The organism is Enterobacter sp. CPE_E1241, from assembly GCF_045618265.1.
Lineage (GTDB): Bacteria > Pseudomonadota > Gammaproteobacteria > Enterobacterales > Enterobacteriaceae > Enterobacter > Enterobacter adelaidei.
In genome coordinates this window covers 1,140,353-1,156,208 of sequence record NZ_JBIWYV010000001.1, presented here as the reverse complement: position 1 = coordinate 1,156,208, position 15,856 = coordinate 1,140,353, and the positions used below count along the sequence as shown (strand labels likewise).

At 51.9% G+C, this 15,856-nt stretch carries 14 protein-coding genes; 8 read left to right on the top strand and 6 right to left on the bottom strand.

All coding sequences use genetic code 11. The features are described from left to right. Window positions 1-7: 7 nt before the first annotated feature. Complete coding sequence (gene mscK, locus ACJ9Y9_RS05540; RefSeq protein ID WP_028017610.1) at window positions 8-3,355, bottom strand: mechanosensitive channel MscK; 3,348 nt, start codon at window positions 3,353-3,355, stop codon at window positions 8-10. Between the two features lie 113 nt (window positions 3,356-3,468). Beyond that, window positions 3,469-4,122: a multidrug efflux transporter transcriptional repressor AcrR gene (gene acrR, locus ACJ9Y9_RS05535; protein ID WP_028017611.1), complete on the bottom strand. Its 654-nt coding sequence runs from the start codon at window positions 4,120-4,122 to the stop codon at window positions 3,469-3,471. A 141-nt stretch (window positions 4,123-4,263) separates the two neighbouring features. Between acrR and acrA the strand changes: the two genes are divergently transcribed. The 6 genes from acrA (at window position 4,264) to ACJ9Y9_RS05505 (ending at window position 11,107) form a co-directional block, all read left to right on the top strand. Further along, window positions 4,264-5,457, top strand: coding sequence for a multidrug efflux RND transporter periplasmic adaptor subunit AcrA (gene acrA, locus ACJ9Y9_RS05530; protein ID WP_028017612.1), 1,194 nt, complete (start codon window positions 4,264-4,266; stop codon window positions 5,455-5,457). A 22-nt stretch (window positions 5,458-5,479) separates the two neighbouring features. Next, the gene (gene acrB / locus ACJ9Y9_RS05525) at window positions 5,480-8,626 is read left to right on the top strand and encodes a multidrug efflux RND transporter permease subunit AcrB (RefSeq protein ID WP_028017613.1); all 3,147 of its coding nucleotides are present in this window, start codon (window positions 5,480-5,482) and stop codon (window positions 8,624-8,626) included. Between the two features lie 513 nt (window positions 8,627-9,139). Continuing rightward, the gene (tomB, locus tag ACJ9Y9_RS05520; protein WP_008499288.1) at window positions 9,140-9,514 is read left to right on the top strand and encodes an Hha toxicity modulator TomB; all 375 of its coding nucleotides are present in this window, start codon (window positions 9,140-9,142) and stop codon (window positions 9,512-9,514) included. Window positions 9,515-9,541: 27 nt separating this feature from the next. After that, window positions 9,542-9,760, top strand: coding sequence for an HHA domain-containing protein (locus ACJ9Y9_RS05515; protein WP_008499287.1), 219 nt, complete (start codon window positions 9,542-9,544; stop codon window positions 9,758-9,760). Between the two features lie 210 nt (window positions 9,761-9,970). Beyond that, window positions 9,971-10,522 (top strand): maltose O-acetyltransferase, encoded by a 552-nt coding sequence (gene maa, locus ACJ9Y9_RS05510; protein WP_028017614.1) that lies wholly within the window; start codon window positions 9,971-9,973, stop codon window positions 10,520-10,522. A gap of 117 nt (window positions 10,523-10,639) precedes the next feature. After that, window positions 10,640-11,107: a YlaC family protein gene (locus tag ACJ9Y9_RS05505; protein WP_028017615.1), complete on the top strand. Its 468-nt coding sequence runs from the start codon at window positions 10,640-10,642 to the stop codon at window positions 11,105-11,107. On the opposite strand, the gene ACJ9Y9_RS05500 is transcribed toward ACJ9Y9_RS05505, so the two are convergent. Next, window positions 11,079-12,539 carry a PLP-dependent aminotransferase family protein gene (locus ACJ9Y9_RS05500; RefSeq protein WP_028017616.1) on the bottom strand — a complete coding sequence of 487 codons (1,461 nt, stop codon included), beginning with the start codon at window positions 12,537-12,539 and terminating at the stop codon, window positions 11,079-11,081. The two genes, ACJ9Y9_RS05505 and ACJ9Y9_RS05500, sit on opposite strands and share 29 nt — an antisense overlap. A 101-nt stretch (window positions 12,540-12,640) precedes the next feature. Between ACJ9Y9_RS05500 and ACJ9Y9_RS05495 the strand changes: the two genes are divergently transcribed. Next, window positions 12,641-13,351, top strand: a complete 711-nt coding sequence (locus ACJ9Y9_RS05495; RefSeq protein ID WP_028017617.1) for a GNAT family N-acetyltransferase — start codon at window positions 12,641-12,643, stop codon at window positions 13,349-13,351. Here ACJ9Y9_RS05495 and ykgO read toward each other — a convergent pair. Continuing rightward, complete coding sequence (ykgO, locus tag ACJ9Y9_RS05490) at window positions 13,348-13,488, bottom strand: type B 50S ribosomal protein L36 (protein ID WP_003859006.1); 141 nt, start codon at window positions 13,486-13,488, stop codon at window positions 13,348-13,350. The genes ACJ9Y9_RS05495 and ykgO overlap by 4 nt on opposite strands. A 2-nt stretch (window positions 13,489-13,490) precedes the next feature. Further along, entirely contained in the window at window positions 13,491-13,751 is a 261-nt protein-coding gene (locus ACJ9Y9_RS05485) for a type B 50S ribosomal protein L31 (protein WP_010428154.1), read from the bottom strand. A 221-nt stretch (window positions 13,752-13,972) separates the two neighbouring features. On the opposite strand from ACJ9Y9_RS05485, the gene ACJ9Y9_RS05480 reads away from it, so the two are divergent. After that, on the top strand, window positions 13,973-15,538 hold the full coding sequence (locus ACJ9Y9_RS05480) for an EAL domain-containing protein (RefSeq protein ID WP_028017618.1): 1,566 nt from the start codon (window positions 13,973-13,975) through the stop codon (window positions 15,536-15,538). Here the strand turns inward: ACJ9Y9_RS05480 and ACJ9Y9_RS05475 are convergent. Next, a complete protein-coding gene (locus ACJ9Y9_RS05475) occupies window positions 15,531-15,803 on the bottom strand; it encodes a metal-sensing transcriptional repressor (RefSeq protein ID WP_028017619.1) in 273 nt (90 codons plus the stop codon). The genes ACJ9Y9_RS05480 and ACJ9Y9_RS05475 overlap by 8 nt on opposite strands. Window positions 15,804-15,856 lie beyond the last annotated feature (53 nt).

The window sequence follows — 15,856 nt, the reverse complement described above, 5'->3', positions numbered from 1 at the left end:
AAATAGATTAGGCAGGAGTAGGATCATCACCCTTAATGTCGCGCTTCACTTCCGTATGCTCGTCACCTTTCTCGTTACGCAGGTGAACTTCAAGCTGGTTGAAGGCGATATTAATATCGTTCTCACGACACAGGCGATCGATAGAGCGGTTCAGCTCATCCACGGTATAACTGCGGTCACGCAGTTCACGTACGTATAACCGCAGCTCGTGATCCAGGGTGCTCGGCCCAAAGGTCGTGAAGAAGACCGATGGCGCAGGATCGTGCATCACTTTCGGATGTTCAGACGCCGCCTGCAGCAGTACCTCTTTTACCTTATCCAGATCCGAACCGTAGGCCACGCCCAGGCGGATAACCACGCGCGTCACGGTGTCTGAAAGCGACCAGTTGATCAGGCGCTCGGTCACGAACGCTTTGTTCGGGATGATCACCTCTTTGCGATCAAAGTCGGTAATGGTGGTGGCTCGAATACGGATCTTGCTGACCGTACCGGAGAACGTGCCGATGGTGACGGTATCGCCGATACGAACTGGACGTTCGAACAGGATGATCAGGCCGGATACAAAGTTACCGAATATCTCCTGCAAGCCAAAACCAAGACCTACCGAGAGCGCGGCAGCCAGCCACTGCAGTTTGTCCCACGACACGCCCAGCGAGCCAAAGACCGTCATCGCCCCGACAATAATGATAACGTAGTTGAGGATTGTGGTAATGGCATAGGACGCCCCCTGACGCAGGTTCAGGCGCGACAGTACCAGCACTTCCAGCAGGCCTGGCAGGTTGCGAATCAGCGCCCAGGCCACCATCGATGAAACCAGCGCAAAGAGCAGGCTGCCCATGGTGACGCTCTTCATGACCGCAGCACCGGCTTCGGTACCGTTGTATTGCCAGAGGGTGATACTGTCCAGATAGGCGAAGACGGTAATTAAATCAGACCAGATAGCCCAGAACATCACCGCAAACAGAGCGACCATCACCAGCATGGTGATACGCAGCGTCTGCTGGTTGACCTGCTCCAGGGCGATGGTCGGCTCTTCCTGTGGCTCCGCCCCTTCCGCGCCCTCTTTTACCTGATGTTGACGACGCGCAATGGCACGGCGATAGGCGATACGACGGGCCGCAACACTCAAACCTCGCAGAACGGTCTGATAGAGCAGGTTCCAGATGATCACCAGATAAACCGTTTCAATCCAGCGACCAGACAGACGCAGCGTGGTGTAGAAGTAGCCCGTTGCCGTGAGCACCATCAGCGCCAGCGGAATGATTGCCAGTACCGTCACGGTAGCCAGACGAATATTGTGGGACTCTTTATCACGCCAGCTATCGCGGCACATCGGCCACATCAGAATGGCAATCAGGAGCAGGTTCAACAAAATAACCAGCTGCCCCAGTACATCATCCATCAGATGCAGCGGGGAAAGTTCAGAGACAACCGACCAGAAGTGCAGCGGCAGAAGGGCCAGGCTGATACGCACAATCTGACGACGCCAGTGGCTGGTCAGCTGCGCAGGCATGTTGAAATGGCGTACTGCCACGCCGTCTTTTTCCAGTACCTTCCAGCACAGACCAAACACCAGCCAGAACAGCGCCAGTTTCTTACTGAATGCCCACAGCAGATCGCTGACGTTAAGCTGCATCGTGAGCAGAATCAGACCTACCGCCAGGATAATCAGGCACACCGGCAGGGCGCGGATGAGGTCGATCAGAATCGCTTTCGGCGTATGAAGCTGGCTATCGTTTCGCAGTTGTCCCACTTCGGACGCCAGTTTCGCCTGATACTTCTTCAGCCAGCCCAGACGCCAGCGGATCAGACCGGCAATCAGCAGCAGCGGTAATCCCGCCAGGAAGGCAATCATCACCGCAGGCCAGGCTTTCTCCCAGTTCACGGTAATTTTCATGCTCTTGATCTGCGTTTTCAGCGTCTCAGGGAAGGATTTAATCCAGTCCCAGTCCATTGGCTTGTTGCTGTTTACCCAGAAAATCTGCTGCGTCAAAATTTCCTGCAGACTTTTCGAGACGCTCACCAACTGCTGCTGGTTGATCTGCAGGTTAATGGCCATCATCAACTGGTTGCCCAGCTGTTTGTTGAGCTGGTCCAGCAGTTCGCGACGCATATCCACTACCTGAAGTAGCGCATCGTGCACTTCCGGGTTTACGTCACTGGAATGGCCTTCTTCAATTTTGGCGACAAAGGTATCGCTCTGGAAAAGGGCATCTCGCTGCTGGTTGACATCAAACTGCTCCAGACGCAAATCCGCGATGCGGTTGGTCATATCCTCCAGTTCATCGGCAGACGGGAGCGTCTGCTGCTGTTGGTAGAGAATACGCGACAGGAGGAGGCTGCCTTTCAGAACCGCAATCTGCTCTTTAATGTTGCGTTCAGCCTGCAGCGCGCGGTCCAGCCAGTTTTTTACTTTGATATTTTGCTGAACCAGCGAGTTACCGCTTTCTGTCGCCTGTATCAGACGCTGGCTGAGCTGATGGTTAGCCTCGAGCTCCTGTTTCACCAGTGGGTTCGCCTGAATACGAGCGGTTTCGTCAGGTGATACTGCCTCCTGGGCGGTTTTTTCTGTCAGCGTCAGGCGTTTACTGTTAACCGCCTCCTGCAACAGCTGCAGCTGGTGTTCCAGGCGATTAATATTCGCGGTGACGTAATCACGCTGTTTCTGAAGCGTGTCCTGCAGCACCGTATTCCCTTCCAGGCTCTTACGCTGCTGTTCGATTTGCGCGTTGAGTAATGTTTGCTGAACCAGCAGCAGGGTTTGCTGCGTCGGGCGTAAAGTGCCCTCACCCACCGTCGTGCCATTCAGGCGGTTACGGATCTGCTGCAGCTGTTGGGACGCGGCGTACATTGCGTTTTGCACGCGCTCGGGCTGAGTCTGCAGTGAGACAAGTTGGCTATTATACGTTGCGAGATCGGACTGTGCGGTTTGCAGATCGTCAAGTGATTGCGAGACGCGCGACTCCAGCTGACGTAAAGAAAGGGTCGCGAGTGTTTTACGTGTTTCATCGTCGTTATCGACGTCACTCAGGGCATTCAGCGCATCCGTTGCCTTGCGCATGTTGTCAGGAGCCTGAGCCACCTTCTGACGCAGTTGCGCGGTTTCAGCTTTGACACGCTCAATTTTATCGTACGTTTCCAGCGTTTCCGTCAGATCCTGCTGGATAAGCTTCTCCTGAGGAGAGAGATCTTTCTGTTTGTTCAGAGTGTCGAGTTGCGACTGAACATCAGCGCGCGAGGGAATATCATTGCTGTTGTCGGCACGGGCCCAGGAAAGCGGTGCCGTGGCGAAGAAAAACAGCATCGCAAGGAGCAATGCAAAAACAGGATGTTGCGAGCGATTGATGGGCAGCATAGTCGTGAATGATGTCAGAAGATGACCGAAAATAGTCCGGCGTGAAGAATATCACGCTCGCCTGAAGCAGAATAGCGCGAACGTTATCCTCTGAGATAAATCCTGGAAAGGGGTCAGGCCGTTAACGAAGGCGTGTCGCTGCGCAGCGTGGGGCAGAGCTGAAGCATTTCCAGTAAAATCGCTACATAACTGCGGGCTTCCTCTCTGAGGTCAAAGGATTCCGGCGCAAAAAGCCAGTTTTCCATCAGGCCTGAAATGTAGCTGCGCATCAGAATAGCCGCCCGGCGGGTCATCAGATTGGCCGGTAACAGCTTTGCCTGCATACACACGCTCAGGTTCTGTTCGATGCGGTCATAGCTCTCCAGGCTGAGACTGCGCTGCGCCTGCTGCACCACCGCCATCTCACCCACGAACTCGCATTTATGGAAAATAATTTCCATCATTAACCTGCGACGTTCCTCAACGACTGTCGCTTCAAGGATATATACTAATATTTCTCTTAATACTGAGAGTGGATCGTCAGGGAATTTTGCCCGATACTCACTCTCTAGATCGCTAATGCTGGACTCTGAAAGCTCCCAGATTTCACTGAACAGATCTGACTTGTCTTTAAAATGCCAGTAAATCGCTCCCCGCGTGACACCTGCGGCCTGAGCAATCTGTGCCAGCGAGGTCGATGAAACACCCTGCTGAGAGAACAAACGCATCGCCACATCCAGAATGTGTTGTCGGGTTTCCAGCGCTTGTTGTTTAGTTTTTCGTGCCATAGGTGGGTGAATTTACAGGAGTCAGATTTACATACATTTGTGAATGTATGTACCATAGCATGACGATAATATAAACGCAGCAATGGGTTTTTGGACTCAGGACCATTGATCAATTTGAAATCGGACACTAGAGGTTTACATATGAACAAAAACAGAGGGTTAACGCCTCTGGCGGTCGTTCTGATGCTCTCAGGCAGCTTAGCGCTTACAGGATGTGACAATAAACAGGCTCAACAAGGAGCTCAGCAGATGCCAGAAGTTGGCGTTGTGACGCTCAAATCCGAACCTCTTCAAATCACTACAGAATTACCCGGCCGTACAAATGCATATCGCATTGCGGAAGTTCGTCCTCAGGTGAGTGGCATTATCCTGAAACGTAACTTTACCGAAGGCGGGGATGTTAAAGCGGGTGAGTCTCTGTATCAGATTGATCCGGCAACCTATCAGGCATCTTATGAAAGCGCCAAAGGCGACCTGGCGAAAGCACAAGCCGCAGCCAAAATCGCCCAGTTGACGCTGAACCGCTACCAAAAACTGCTCGGTACCAAGTACATCAGCCAACAGGATTACGATACCGCCCTGGCAGATGCCCAGCAGGCTAACGCGGCCGTAGTGGCAGCGAAAGCAGCTGTCGAAACCGCCCGCATTAACCTGGCCTATACCAAAGTGACCTCTCCGATTAGCGGTCGTATTGGCAAATCTTCCGTGACGGAAGGGGCACTGGTGCAGAACGGTCAGGCCACTGCGCTGGCGACTGTGCAGCAGCTTGATCCAATCTACGTCGACGTGACCCAGTCGAGCAACGATTTCCTGCGTCTGAAACAGGAGCTGGCTAACGGCACCCTGAAGCAGGAAAACGGCAAAGCCAAAGTGGAACTGGTGACGAACGACGGTATCAAGTTCCCGCAGGAAGGTACGCTGGAATTCTCTGACGTGACGGTCGACCAGACCACCGGCTCCATCACCTTACGTGCGATTTTCCCGAACCCTGACAAGAATCTGCTGCCAGGTATGTTTGTTCGCGCACGTCTGGAAGAAGGGACCAACCCAACCGCCATTCTGGTTCCACAGCAGGGTGTAACCCGTACACCTCGCGGCGATGCGAGCGCACTGGTTGTCGGGGCTGATGACAAAGTCGAAACACGTAATATCACTGCTACACAGGCGATTGGCGATAAATGGCTGGTGACGGAAGGTCTGAAAGATGGCGATCGCGTGATTATTACTGGTTTGCAAAAAGTTCGTCCTGGCGCGCAGGTCAAAGCACAGGAAGTGAAATCTGACGATAAACAACAAGCTTCGGCCGCTGGCCAGTCAGAACAAACCAAGTCTTAACTTAAACAGGAGCCGTTAAGACATGCCTAATTTCTTTATCGATCGCCCCATATTTGCGTGGGTGATCGCCATAATCATCATGCTGGCTGGGGGACTTGCGATCCTGAAGCTGCCTGTCGCGCAATATCCGACCATTGCGCCACCGGCGGTGACAATTTCCGCAACCTACCCAGGGGCTGATGCGAAAACGGTGCAGGATACCGTTACTCAGGTTATCGAACAGAACATGAACGGTATTGATAACCTGATGTACATGTCCTCAAACAGTGACTCCACCGGTACGGTACAGATCACCCTGACCTTCCAGTCAGGTACTGATGCTGACATCGCGCAGGTTCAGGTGCAGAACAAACTGCAACTGGCGATGCCACTGCTGCCGCAGGAAGTACAACAGCAGGGCGTGAGCGTCGAGAAATCGTCCAGTAGCTTCCTGATGGTTGTCGGCGTTATCAACACCAACGGCACCATGACGCAGGAGGATATTTCCGACTACGTGGGCGCCAACATGAAGGACGCCATTAGCCGTACTTCCGGTGTGGGTGACGTTCAGCTGTTCGGTTCCCAGTATGCAATGCGTATCTGGATGGACCCGAACAAACTGAACAACTTCCAGCTGACGCCGGTTGACGTCATCAGCGCCATTAAAGCCCAGAACGCCCAGGTTGCAGCCGGTCAGTTAGGTGGTACGCCACCGGTGAAAGGCCAGCAGCTTAACGCCTCGATCATTGCGCAAACGCGTCTGACCTCTGCCGATGAGTTCAGTAAGATCCTGCTGAAAGTGAATCAGGACGGTTCGCAGGTTCGCCTGCGCGACGTGGCAAAAGTGGAACTGGGTGGTGAGAACTACGACATCATCGCGAAGTACAACGGCAAACCGGCTTCCGGTCTGGGTATTAAGCTGGCGACAGGTGCTAACGCCCTTGACACCGCTACAGCGATCCGCGCAGAACTGAAGAAGATGGAACCGTACTTCCCGTCAGGCCTGAAGATCGTCTACCCGTATGACACCACGCCGTTCGTTAAAATCTCGATTCACGAAGTGGTTAAAACCCTGGTAGAAGCGATCATCCTGGTATTCCTGGTAATGTATCTGTTCCTGCAAAACTTCCGCGCGACGTTGATTCCAACCATCGCCGTTCCGGTTGTATTGCTCGGTACCTTTGCCATCCTGTCGATATTCGGTTATTCGATAAACACCCTGACGATGTTCGGGATGGTGCTCGCCATCGGCCTGCTGGTGGATGACGCCATCGTGGTAGTAGAGAACGTTGAGCGTGTAATGGCGGAGGAAGGTCTGCCGCCGAAGGAAGCCACCCGTAAATCAATGGGCCAGATCCAGGGCGCGTTGGTCGGTATCGCGATGGTTCTGTCGGCGGTATTTATCCCGATGGCGTTCTTCGGGGGGTCTACCGGTGCGATTTATCGTCAGTTCTCGATTACCATTGTTTCGGCAATGGCGCTGTCGGTACTGGTTGCGTTGATCCTGACACCTGCACTGTGTGCCACCATGCTGAAGCCAATTCAGAAAGGTGGTCACGGCGAGCATAAAGGGTTCTTCGGCTGGTTTAACCGCATGTTTGATAAGAGTACGCACCACTACACCGACAGCGTGGGCAACATCCTGCGCAGTACCGGTCGTTACCTGCTGCTCTATATCATCATCGTGGTGGGCATGGCCTATCTGTTCGTTCGTCTGCCAAGCTCGTTCCTGCCAGACGAAGATCAGGGCGTGTTCCTGAGTATGGCTCAGCTTCCGGCGGGTGCGACACAAGAACGTACCCAGAAAGTACTGGATGAGATGACCGACTACTACCTCACCAAAGAGAAAGACAACGTTGAATCCGTATTTGCGGTTAACGGCTTTGGTTTTGCGGGTCGTGGTCAGAACACCGGTATTGCCTTCGTTTCCCTGAAAGACTGGTCTGAACGTCCAGGTAAGGAAAACAAGGTCGAGGCGATTACTGGCCGTGCCATGGGCACGTTCTCGAAGATCAAAGATGCGATGGTCTTTGCCTTCAACCTGCCTGCGATTGTTGAACTGGGTACGGCGACCGGTTTCGACTTCCAGCTGATTGACCAGGGTGGTCTGGGTCACGAGAAACTAACGCAGGCACGTAACCAACTGTTTGGCGAAGTGGCAAAACACCCTGACCTGCTGGTTGGCGTACGCCCTAACGGCCTGGAAGATACGCCGCAATTCAAAATCGACATTGATCAGGAGAAAGCTCAGGCCCTGGGCGTTTCCATCAGTGACATCAATACCACTCTGGGTGCAGCCTGGGGCGGTAGCTACGTCAACGACTTCATCGACCGTGGTCGTGTGAAGAAAGTGTACGTGATGTCAGAAGCCCAATACCGTATGTTGCCGAACGATATCAACAACTGGTTCGTACGCGGCAGTAACGGCCAGATGGTACCTTTCTCCGCGTTCTCTACGTCACGCTGGGAATACGGTTCGCCGCGTCTGGAGCGCTATAACGGTCTGCCTTCCATGGAAATTCTGGGTCAGGCTGCTCCGGGTCGAAGCACCGGTGAAGCGATGGCGATGATGGAGCAACTGGCGAGCAAGCTGCCGTCGGGAATTGGCTACGACTGGACCGGTATGTCCTATCAGGAACGTCTGTCCGGTAACCAGGCCCCTGCCCTGTACGCCATTTCACTGATTGTGGTCTTCCTGTGTCTGGCAGCACTGTACGAGAGCTGGTCGATTCCGTTCTCCGTCATGCTGGTGGTTCCGCTGGGGGTTATCGGTGCACTGCTTGCCGCAACCTTCCGTGGCCTGACCAACGACGTGTACTTCCAGGTAGGCCTGCTGACAACCATTGGCTTGTCGGCGAAGAACGCGATACTTATCGTGGAATTCGCCAAAGATCTGATGGAGAAAGAAGGTAAAGGCCTGATTGAGGCGACGCTGGAGGCGGTACGTATGCGTCTGCGTCCAATCCTGATGACGTCTCTGGCGTTTATCCTCGGCGTTATGCCACTGGTTATCAGCTCTGGTGCTGGCTCCGGTGCACAGAACGCAGTAGGTACAGGTGTAATGGGTGGTATGGTCACCGCGACCGTTCTGGCCATCTTCTTCGTACCGGTGTTCTTCGTGGTGGTTCGCCGCCGCTTCAGCCGCAAGAATGAAGATGTTGAACACAGTCATTCAGTAGAACATCACTGATACCGGTTTCACATGATAAAAAGGCCGCATTAGCGGCCTTTTTCATTTCCTGAAAAAATCATAAAATACGCTTATTGTTTTTCCATTTATTTCCTGCCATGTTTATTAGGCATATCATAATTAACTGATCGCTTAATCGGTGAATTCGGGATTTTTTTAATTTCATTTCCACGCTTAAGCTATTAGGAATATTCCTAACAACAAGTTCGGACAAACAGAACTCCGGACCAGGACGTCTTCCCATCGTTTAAGCTAAACCAATGAAACGTAAGGAAGCGAAAAAAAATTCTTTGTTAATTTAGATCAAAATGTTCACTTCCGGACAAACATTTGCGTAAACGCTCGCAGTCTGCGGTTTTATTTGTAATTTTTCGTAATAGCGCGGTGAAATCTTGAATGGAGTGGCTTATAGTTAGAGATATCAGGAACACAGCACCCATGTGGCTAAGTATGTTGTATCCATCCCGACAATGATGTTCGGTGAGTAAGAAATCACTCAGAAGGGGATGCGCTATGGACGAGTACTCGCCAAAAAGGCATGATATCGCGCAGTTGAAATTTCTCTGCGAATCCTTGTACCATGACTGCCTTGCCAATCTTGATGAAAGCAACCATGGCTGGGTGAACGACCCAACGTCTGCCATCAATTTACAGTTGAATGAGCTTATAGAGCATATCGCAACCTTCGCACTTAATTATAAAATTAAGTACAATGAAGATAATAAGCTCATTGAGCAAATTGATGAATACCTGGATGACACCTTTATGTTGTTCAGCAGTTACGGCATTAACGCCCAGGATTTGCAAAAATGGCGTAAATCGGGAAACCGGCTATTCCGCTGTTTCGTCAACGTGAGCAGAGCTAACCCGGTTAGTCTTTCCTGTTAAAATTATTACAATTACTAAGGTGAATTTATGTCTGATAAACCACTCACAAAGATCGATTATTTGATGCGCTTACGACGCTGTCAGTCAATTGACACGCTCGAACGTGTCATTGAAAAGAATAAATACGAGCTTTCTGATAATGAACTGGCGGTATTTTATTCAGCTGCAGACCATCGTCTTGCTGAGCTGACGATGAATAAGTTGTATGACAAAATTCCTACTTCTGTATGGAAATTTGTTCGTTAATCTTTGAAGTGTGCCTGTAGAGTTCTACGCCACGTTCTGAACTGTATTCACCTATCCAGCTATGCTCCCTGTGCAAAAGCCAGGTCTCCATGTAAAACATGCGCATCAACAACAATGTTGTGACAATAGTCACATCGGTTATTAGGGAACGTTCCCATGTCGAGCGGTTAATATTACCCTGCGGTAAATACGTTCACAGAGGTTTCCAGGATGAGCATTGAAAAACAGAAGATGATTGCAGGTGAACCTTATCGCCCTGGTGATGAGACATTACGGACTGACCGCCTGCGGGCCCGCCATCTGGTTCATCGTTATAACCACACCGCACCTGATGAAAAAACAGAACGCCAGAACATTCTGGCGGAACTTCTGGGAAAAAGCGAAGGGGCTTATATTGAACCGAGCTTCCGATGCGACTACGGATATAACATTTATCTGGGTAAAGACTTTTACGCTAACTTCGACTGCGTGATGCTCGATGTGTGCCCAATTCACATTGGTGATAACTGCATGCTCGCGCCGGGAGTTCATATTTATACGGCAACCCATCCACTGGACGCCGAAGAACGTAATAGCGGCGTGGAGTTTGGCAAACCCGTGAGAATCGGTAACAATGTCTGGATTGGCGGACGTGCGGTCATTAATCCCGGCGTAACCATTGGCGATAATGTAGTGGTGGCCTCCGGCGCTGTCGTGACGAAAGACGTCCCGACCAATGTCGTCGTTGGCGGTAACCCGGCAAAAATCATCAAAAAACTGTAAGGCTGCGGGGAGTCAACTGTTATGGTCTTTTAGCGCCATACTGTTACTTTTTTCAACCAAATGGCTCCCCTAAAATTGGCAGATCCCCTGTATTGTCAACTCTCATGAAGGCAAAAAATGACCGAGATACAGCGCCTGCTCACTGCCACCATCGACGAACTCAACCTCCGCGAAAAGCGCGACAACCGCCCGCGCTTTAGCATTAGCTTTATCCGCAAACATCCCGGACTCTTTGTTGCAATGTATGCCGCCTGGCTGGCGACGCTTATTGTGATGCTGAAATCCGAAACGCTGGTGGACTCCGTCTGGCTACTCGTTGTGCTGTTTGTTGTATTTAACGCCTTTTTCTTTTTCGACGTGAATCCCCGCTACCGCTACGAAGATATCGACGTACTCGATTTTCGGGTCTGCTACAACGGCGAATGGTACAACACCCGTTACGTACCAACAGAGCTAATCGACAGCATCATGCACTCTCCGGCTGTCGAAAACGTGCAAAAAGAGAAGCTACAGAAAATGATCTCTACCAAAGGTCAGCTTTCTTTCTACGATGTCTTTACCCTTTCTCGCCCTGTTGCTGCGTAATTAAGGCCTGCAGGCGTCGGATCCCCGGCACAAACTGAGAAGCAGAGGTATTGCCGTAACCTAATACCAGACCGGTTTGCCCCTGCTTCTTCTCCAGGTAATATCCGCTCAATGCAGCGGGGGCCAGCTGAAACGCCCTCGCCTGCTCCACCAGCTTCTGGTCATCAATCCCTTCTATCGCCAGCGTCAGGTGCATTCCGCCCTCGCCAGCAAGAATGCGATGCGGAGTATGAAGCTCCCCGCTCAGCACCTCCCGTAACTGGCGGTAACGTTTACGATAGAGCCGACGCATGGCGGCAAGATGACGGGCATAATGGCCTTCTTCAATAAACAGCGCCAGAGTACGCTGTTCAGCACGGTGTCCACCGCGTAACAGTGCACCAATAGCCGGATGAGCCGCATTTGCCAGCGCCGGGGGTAACACCATGAACCCCATTCTGAGCGACGGAAACAGCGTTTTGCTGAATGTCCCCAGATAGACGACGGGGGCATTCGCTACCATTCCCAACATTGCCGGCACGGGCTCACCGGTGTAACGGAACTCACTGTCGTAATCGTCCTCAATAATCCAGGCGTTATGTTGCCGGGCAAGTTCCAGCAATGCCAGACGCCGCCGCGCACTGAGTACGCTTCCGTAAGGGAATTGATGTGAAGGCGAGGTGAAAATAAGCGAGGGGGAAGGAACATCCAGCCCTTCCCAGCACATTCCCTCGTCATCAACAGGTATTGCCGTCATCTTCAGACCGTTTTTTACAAAAGCACTTTTTGCCCCGCTATATCCGGGATTTTCCACCCACGCGACATCTCCCTGCTCGCTCAGCAGCATCGTGCAAAGATTGACGCCTTCCAGAGCGCCTTCCGTTATTACAATCTGGCTGGCGTCACAGTCAATTCCGCGAGACAGGGCAAGATGACGGGCAATGGCCGCCCGCAGCGACGGTTCCCCGGCAGGTGAACCATATCCCAACAGGCTACTCCCCTCCTCCCGCAACACGCGATCGAACAATCTTCGCCACAGCGGTAGAGGAAAATAGTTGATGGCAGGCGTCCCGGGGGTGAATGCCATAACCGGTGTATCCCGGGCCACTGGCGCAGGTAACAATGAGACCCGCTTTGCGAGCGTGATGACAGAATCCGGCAATGCCCGGGCGACAGAACGGTGAGCTAACTGTGCCACACGCGTTCCCTGTCGGTTACGCAGTAAATATCCTTCGAGCGTGAGCTGATCCAGCGCTGCATTCACGGTGTTCCGCGAAAGAGAAAGTTGACGAGCCAGCGTCCGCGAACCCGCAAGCTGGCAGCCAGACTGTAACCTGCCGCACAGTATGGCCTCCCGCAATGTTAGATAGAGCGTACGTTGAAGCGTCTCCTCACCACGCGCTTTCAGAGCAGCATTGAGCAACGTATAAAATTCATCACCGGGTATATTCATCTCACCTCCGCCTGGTACCACCAAAACATAGCCGAGTGGTTCTTTTTATGGAACCAGTAACTCACTAGTCTGGAACTCTTTTCAACGTCAAGGACATTAAGATGAAGACATTCAATCAGTTTGGTCAGCCAGTGGGTGAACCTCTTATCGACTGGCAACCTCGTCAGCACCCGTCTCGGGTCGTCCTTCAGGGGCGCTATTGTCGGCTTGAGCCTCTGCGAGTGGAGCATGCCGACGCACTGTTCAACGCTTATTCCCGGGCCGAAGATACCCGCAGCTGGACATGGCTGCTACGGGAGCCAGATGCCTCGGCGGGTGAGTTTGCCGGGTGGGTGGCGAGCGTGTGTGAATTATCCGATCCCATTCACTTTACCGTAATTAATAACCACACACAGTCTCCTGTCGGAACACTGGCCTTGATGCGGATCGATCCTAAAAACGGTGTAGTGGAAGTGGGGCACGTTCATTTCTCCCCACAGTTAAGCCGCACGCCAGAGTCAACAGAAGCGCAATATCTGCTGATGCAGTACGTGTTCGATACGCTTGGCTACCGCCGTTATGAGTGGAAATGTAACAGTCTGAACGAACCTTCGCGCAAAGCGGCACTGCGTCTTGGGTTTCAGTTCGAGGGGCGTTTTCGCCAGGCGCTGGTCACAAAAGGTCATAACCGGGATACCGACTGGTTTTCGATACTCGACAAAGAGTGGCCGGCGCTGGCGAAGGCCTTTGAAGGGTGGCTTGCCATCGACAATTTTACTGCCGATGGCAAACAGAAAAGATCCCTGGAAAGTTGGCGAGAAACACGCATCTAGCGTCTTTTTTTACGTCCCTGAACCGCCTTAAAGCGCGGGTTAGATTTGCAAATCACATATAAGCGTCCCTTGCGTTTGACTATCTGGCAATCCGGGTGACGCTGTTTCGCACTACGTAATGAGTTAAGTACCTGCATAGTTAGCCCCGCTTCGCATTAAGAAAACCACCAAAACGCTTGCGGAAGCGTGCCGCGCTGCCATCCGTAGAGAACGTTTTCTGCTTGCCGGTATAGAACGGATGCGATTTTGAAGAGACCTCAATAGTGATGTAGGGATAGGTTTCACCGTCGAGTTCAATTTCGCGGTCGGTCTTTATGGTCGAGCCAACTTTAAAGTACTCATTGGCACTGGTATCGTGGAAAACCACGGTGCGATAGGCGGGATGGATATCTGGTTTCATCGTAAGCTCTTTTTGTTTTGTTATAACATAACAAAATGATATCGAAGCTCTGATGAAATAACAACCCCCCTCTATCCTGATGCTATTTTCTGATTTGCCTTAGATAAAATGAAAACCAGGCTACACACGTGCTATAACTACATCATTTCGCGGTAAAATCTTTCTCTTCAGGCAGGGAACTCTGTACCCAGGAACGGGCATATGAGGAAGGAAACGACAGCATGAAAACCCGGCATATGGTCAGTCTGGTGACTGGCGTACTTATCTTTTCTGTGTTGATCCCCATTTGCCTTAGCATCTGGCTGGCGCACCGCCAGGCGGAAGAAAAATTTGTCGATGCGCTGGACAGGTATGCCTCACGTGTACTGGTACGTACTGACATGGTTATGGCGCAGGCAAAAGAGGCGCTAACTCATTTGCAGGCCTTTAAGGGAGTCCCCTGTAGCCCTACGCATTTAATGGAAATGCGCCGGTCCGCTTTCTCGTGGCGTTATGTCCAGGAAGTTATCTATGTCGACAATCTTAAGCCCCTCTGCTCCTCCCTGGAGCAAACCAGCAAAGCGGTCTCTTTTCCCCCTCCGATGCGTATTACAGAAGATGGTTACAGCACATGGCTGACCACACAAAACGATCTCGGCTTTAACCGCTATATGGCTGTCATGGGGAAAGGCCATTACCTTGTACTGATTGATCCCGCCTCGCTTGTCGATGTAATCCCTTTCAGTCAACTCACGATCAATGCCTCCCTGGTGGGGCATAAAACACATCTCATTTTTGCCAGCAGTAACAAACTTGATCCGCATATCCGTAACATGGTTATGGGGCAGAAGGTCTCCAGCATTCAGTACAACGGGTCAATGTACATCATGAAGCCGGTGCCTGAGTTAGGGTTTACGATCGTGGCCTGGGCTGCACTCAAGCCACTGGCTGAAACCTGGCACCAGCAGCTTATTTTCTGGCTACCTTTCGGCATACTGATAAGCCTGCTTGCCGCGTTCTTCGTCTTGCGCGTATTGCGCCGTATCCAGTCGCCGCGCAATCGCCTGCTTGACGCCATTAACAGCCGCGACATTGTGATTCACTATCAACCCATTGTGGCACTCTGTAGCGGAAAAATTGTGGGTGCTGAAGCGCTGGCACGCTGGCCTCAGCCAGACGGGAGCATTCTCGCGCCAGATATTTTTGTTCCACTTGCTGAGCAAACCGGGCTCATCTCGCAGCTGACCCAGTTAGTTATCGAAAAAGTATTCGAAGATATGGGCAACTGGCTGCACCTTCACGAGGAACAGCATATCTCCATCAACCTCGCGCCTGCGGATTTGACCTCCGGCGATCTGCCACCTCTGCTGGGTCAATTACTGAATAAGTGGGCAGTCCATCCGAAACAAATCGCCCTTGAGTTAACCGAACGTGGCTTTGCCGACCCTAAAATCAGCGCGCCAGCCATCGCCGCCTTCCGTCGTTCAGGGCACTCTGTCTATATTGATGATTTTGGCACTGGCTATTCCAGCCTGAGCTATCTGCAGGATCTTGATGTCGATACGCTAAAAATTGATAAATCGTTTGTGGATGCACTGGAGTACAAAAACGTCACCCCGCACATTATTGAAATAGCGAAATCGCTGAAACTGGCGATGGTTGCGGAAGGGATTGAGACCGCAGGACAGCTCGAGTGGTTGCACCGCCACGGGGTGCAGTATGGACAGGGGTGGTACTACAGTAAGGCGCTACCAAAAGCGGAATTTATTTTTTGGGCAGAAAATAACCTCAGGTTGCATTCTACTTAAGGTAGGATTTGATCACCTGTAACACCACGCCAAGATCGGCTTCACGCTTTGCTTCTTCGGGCTCTTTCACCACGTGATCGGTTAAATGCCCTTCGATCACCTGCATCATCATGCCGTTAACCGCTCCACGGATCGCCGCCAGCTGTTGTAGCACCTCGGCACATTCGTGATCACTGTCCAGCATTTTCTCCAGGGCGTTACTCTGCCCCTGAATTTTCTTCAGGCGAGTCAATAACATTTTCTTGTCGCGAACGGTATGTGACATCTGGTGATCCCTTCTCTTTTTTGACGTTTAAAGCATATCACGCTCTACTCCCC

Coding starts and splice junctions, on each gene's coding strand:
- mscK (WP_028017610.1), bottom strand. CDS start 3,355: ATGCTGCCCATCAATCGCTCGCAACATCCTGTTTTTGCATTGCTCCTT.
- acrR (WP_028017611.1), bottom strand. CDS start 4,122: ATGGCACGAAAAACTAAACAACAAGCGCTGGAAACCCGACAACACATT.
- acrA (WP_028017612.1), top strand. CDS start 4,264: ATGAACAAAAACAGAGGGTTAACGCCTCTGGCGGTCGTTCTGATGCTC.
- acrB (WP_028017613.1), top strand. CDS start 5,480: ATGCCTAATTTCTTTATCGATCGCCCCATATTTGCGTGGGTGATCGCC.
- tomB (WP_008499288.1), top strand. CDS start 9,140: ATGGACGAGTACTCGCCAAAAAGGCATGATATCGCGCAGTTGAAATTT.
- ACJ9Y9_RS05515 (WP_008499287.1), top strand. CDS start 9,542: ATGTCTGATAAACCACTCACAAAGATCGATTATTTGATGCGCTTACGA.
- maa (WP_028017614.1), top strand. CDS start 9,971: ATGAGCATTGAAAAACAGAAGATGATTGCAGGTGAACCTTATCGCCCT.
- ACJ9Y9_RS05505 (WP_028017615.1), top strand. CDS start 10,640: ATGACCGAGATACAGCGCCTGCTCACTGCCACCATCGACGAACTCAAC.
- ACJ9Y9_RS05500 (WP_028017616.1), bottom strand. CDS start 12,539: ATGAATATACCCGGTGATGAATTTTATACGTTGCTCAATGCTGCTCTG.
- ACJ9Y9_RS05495 (WP_028017617.1), top strand. CDS start 12,641: ATGAAGACATTCAATCAGTTTGGTCAGCCAGTGGGTGAACCTCTTATC.
- ykgO (WP_003859006.1), bottom strand. CDS start 13,488: ATGCAGGTACTTAACTCATTACGTAGTGCGAAACAGCGTCACCCGGAT.
- ACJ9Y9_RS05485 (WP_010428154.1), bottom strand. CDS start 13,751: ATGAAACCAGATATCCATCCCGCCTATCGCACCGTGGTTTTCCACGAT.
- ACJ9Y9_RS05480 (WP_028017618.1), top strand. CDS start 13,973: ATGAAAACCCGGCATATGGTCAGTCTGGTGACTGGCGTACTTATCTTT.
- ACJ9Y9_RS05475 (WP_028017619.1), bottom strand. CDS start 15,803: ATGTCACATACCGTTCGCGACAAGAAAATGTTATTGACTCGCCTGAAG.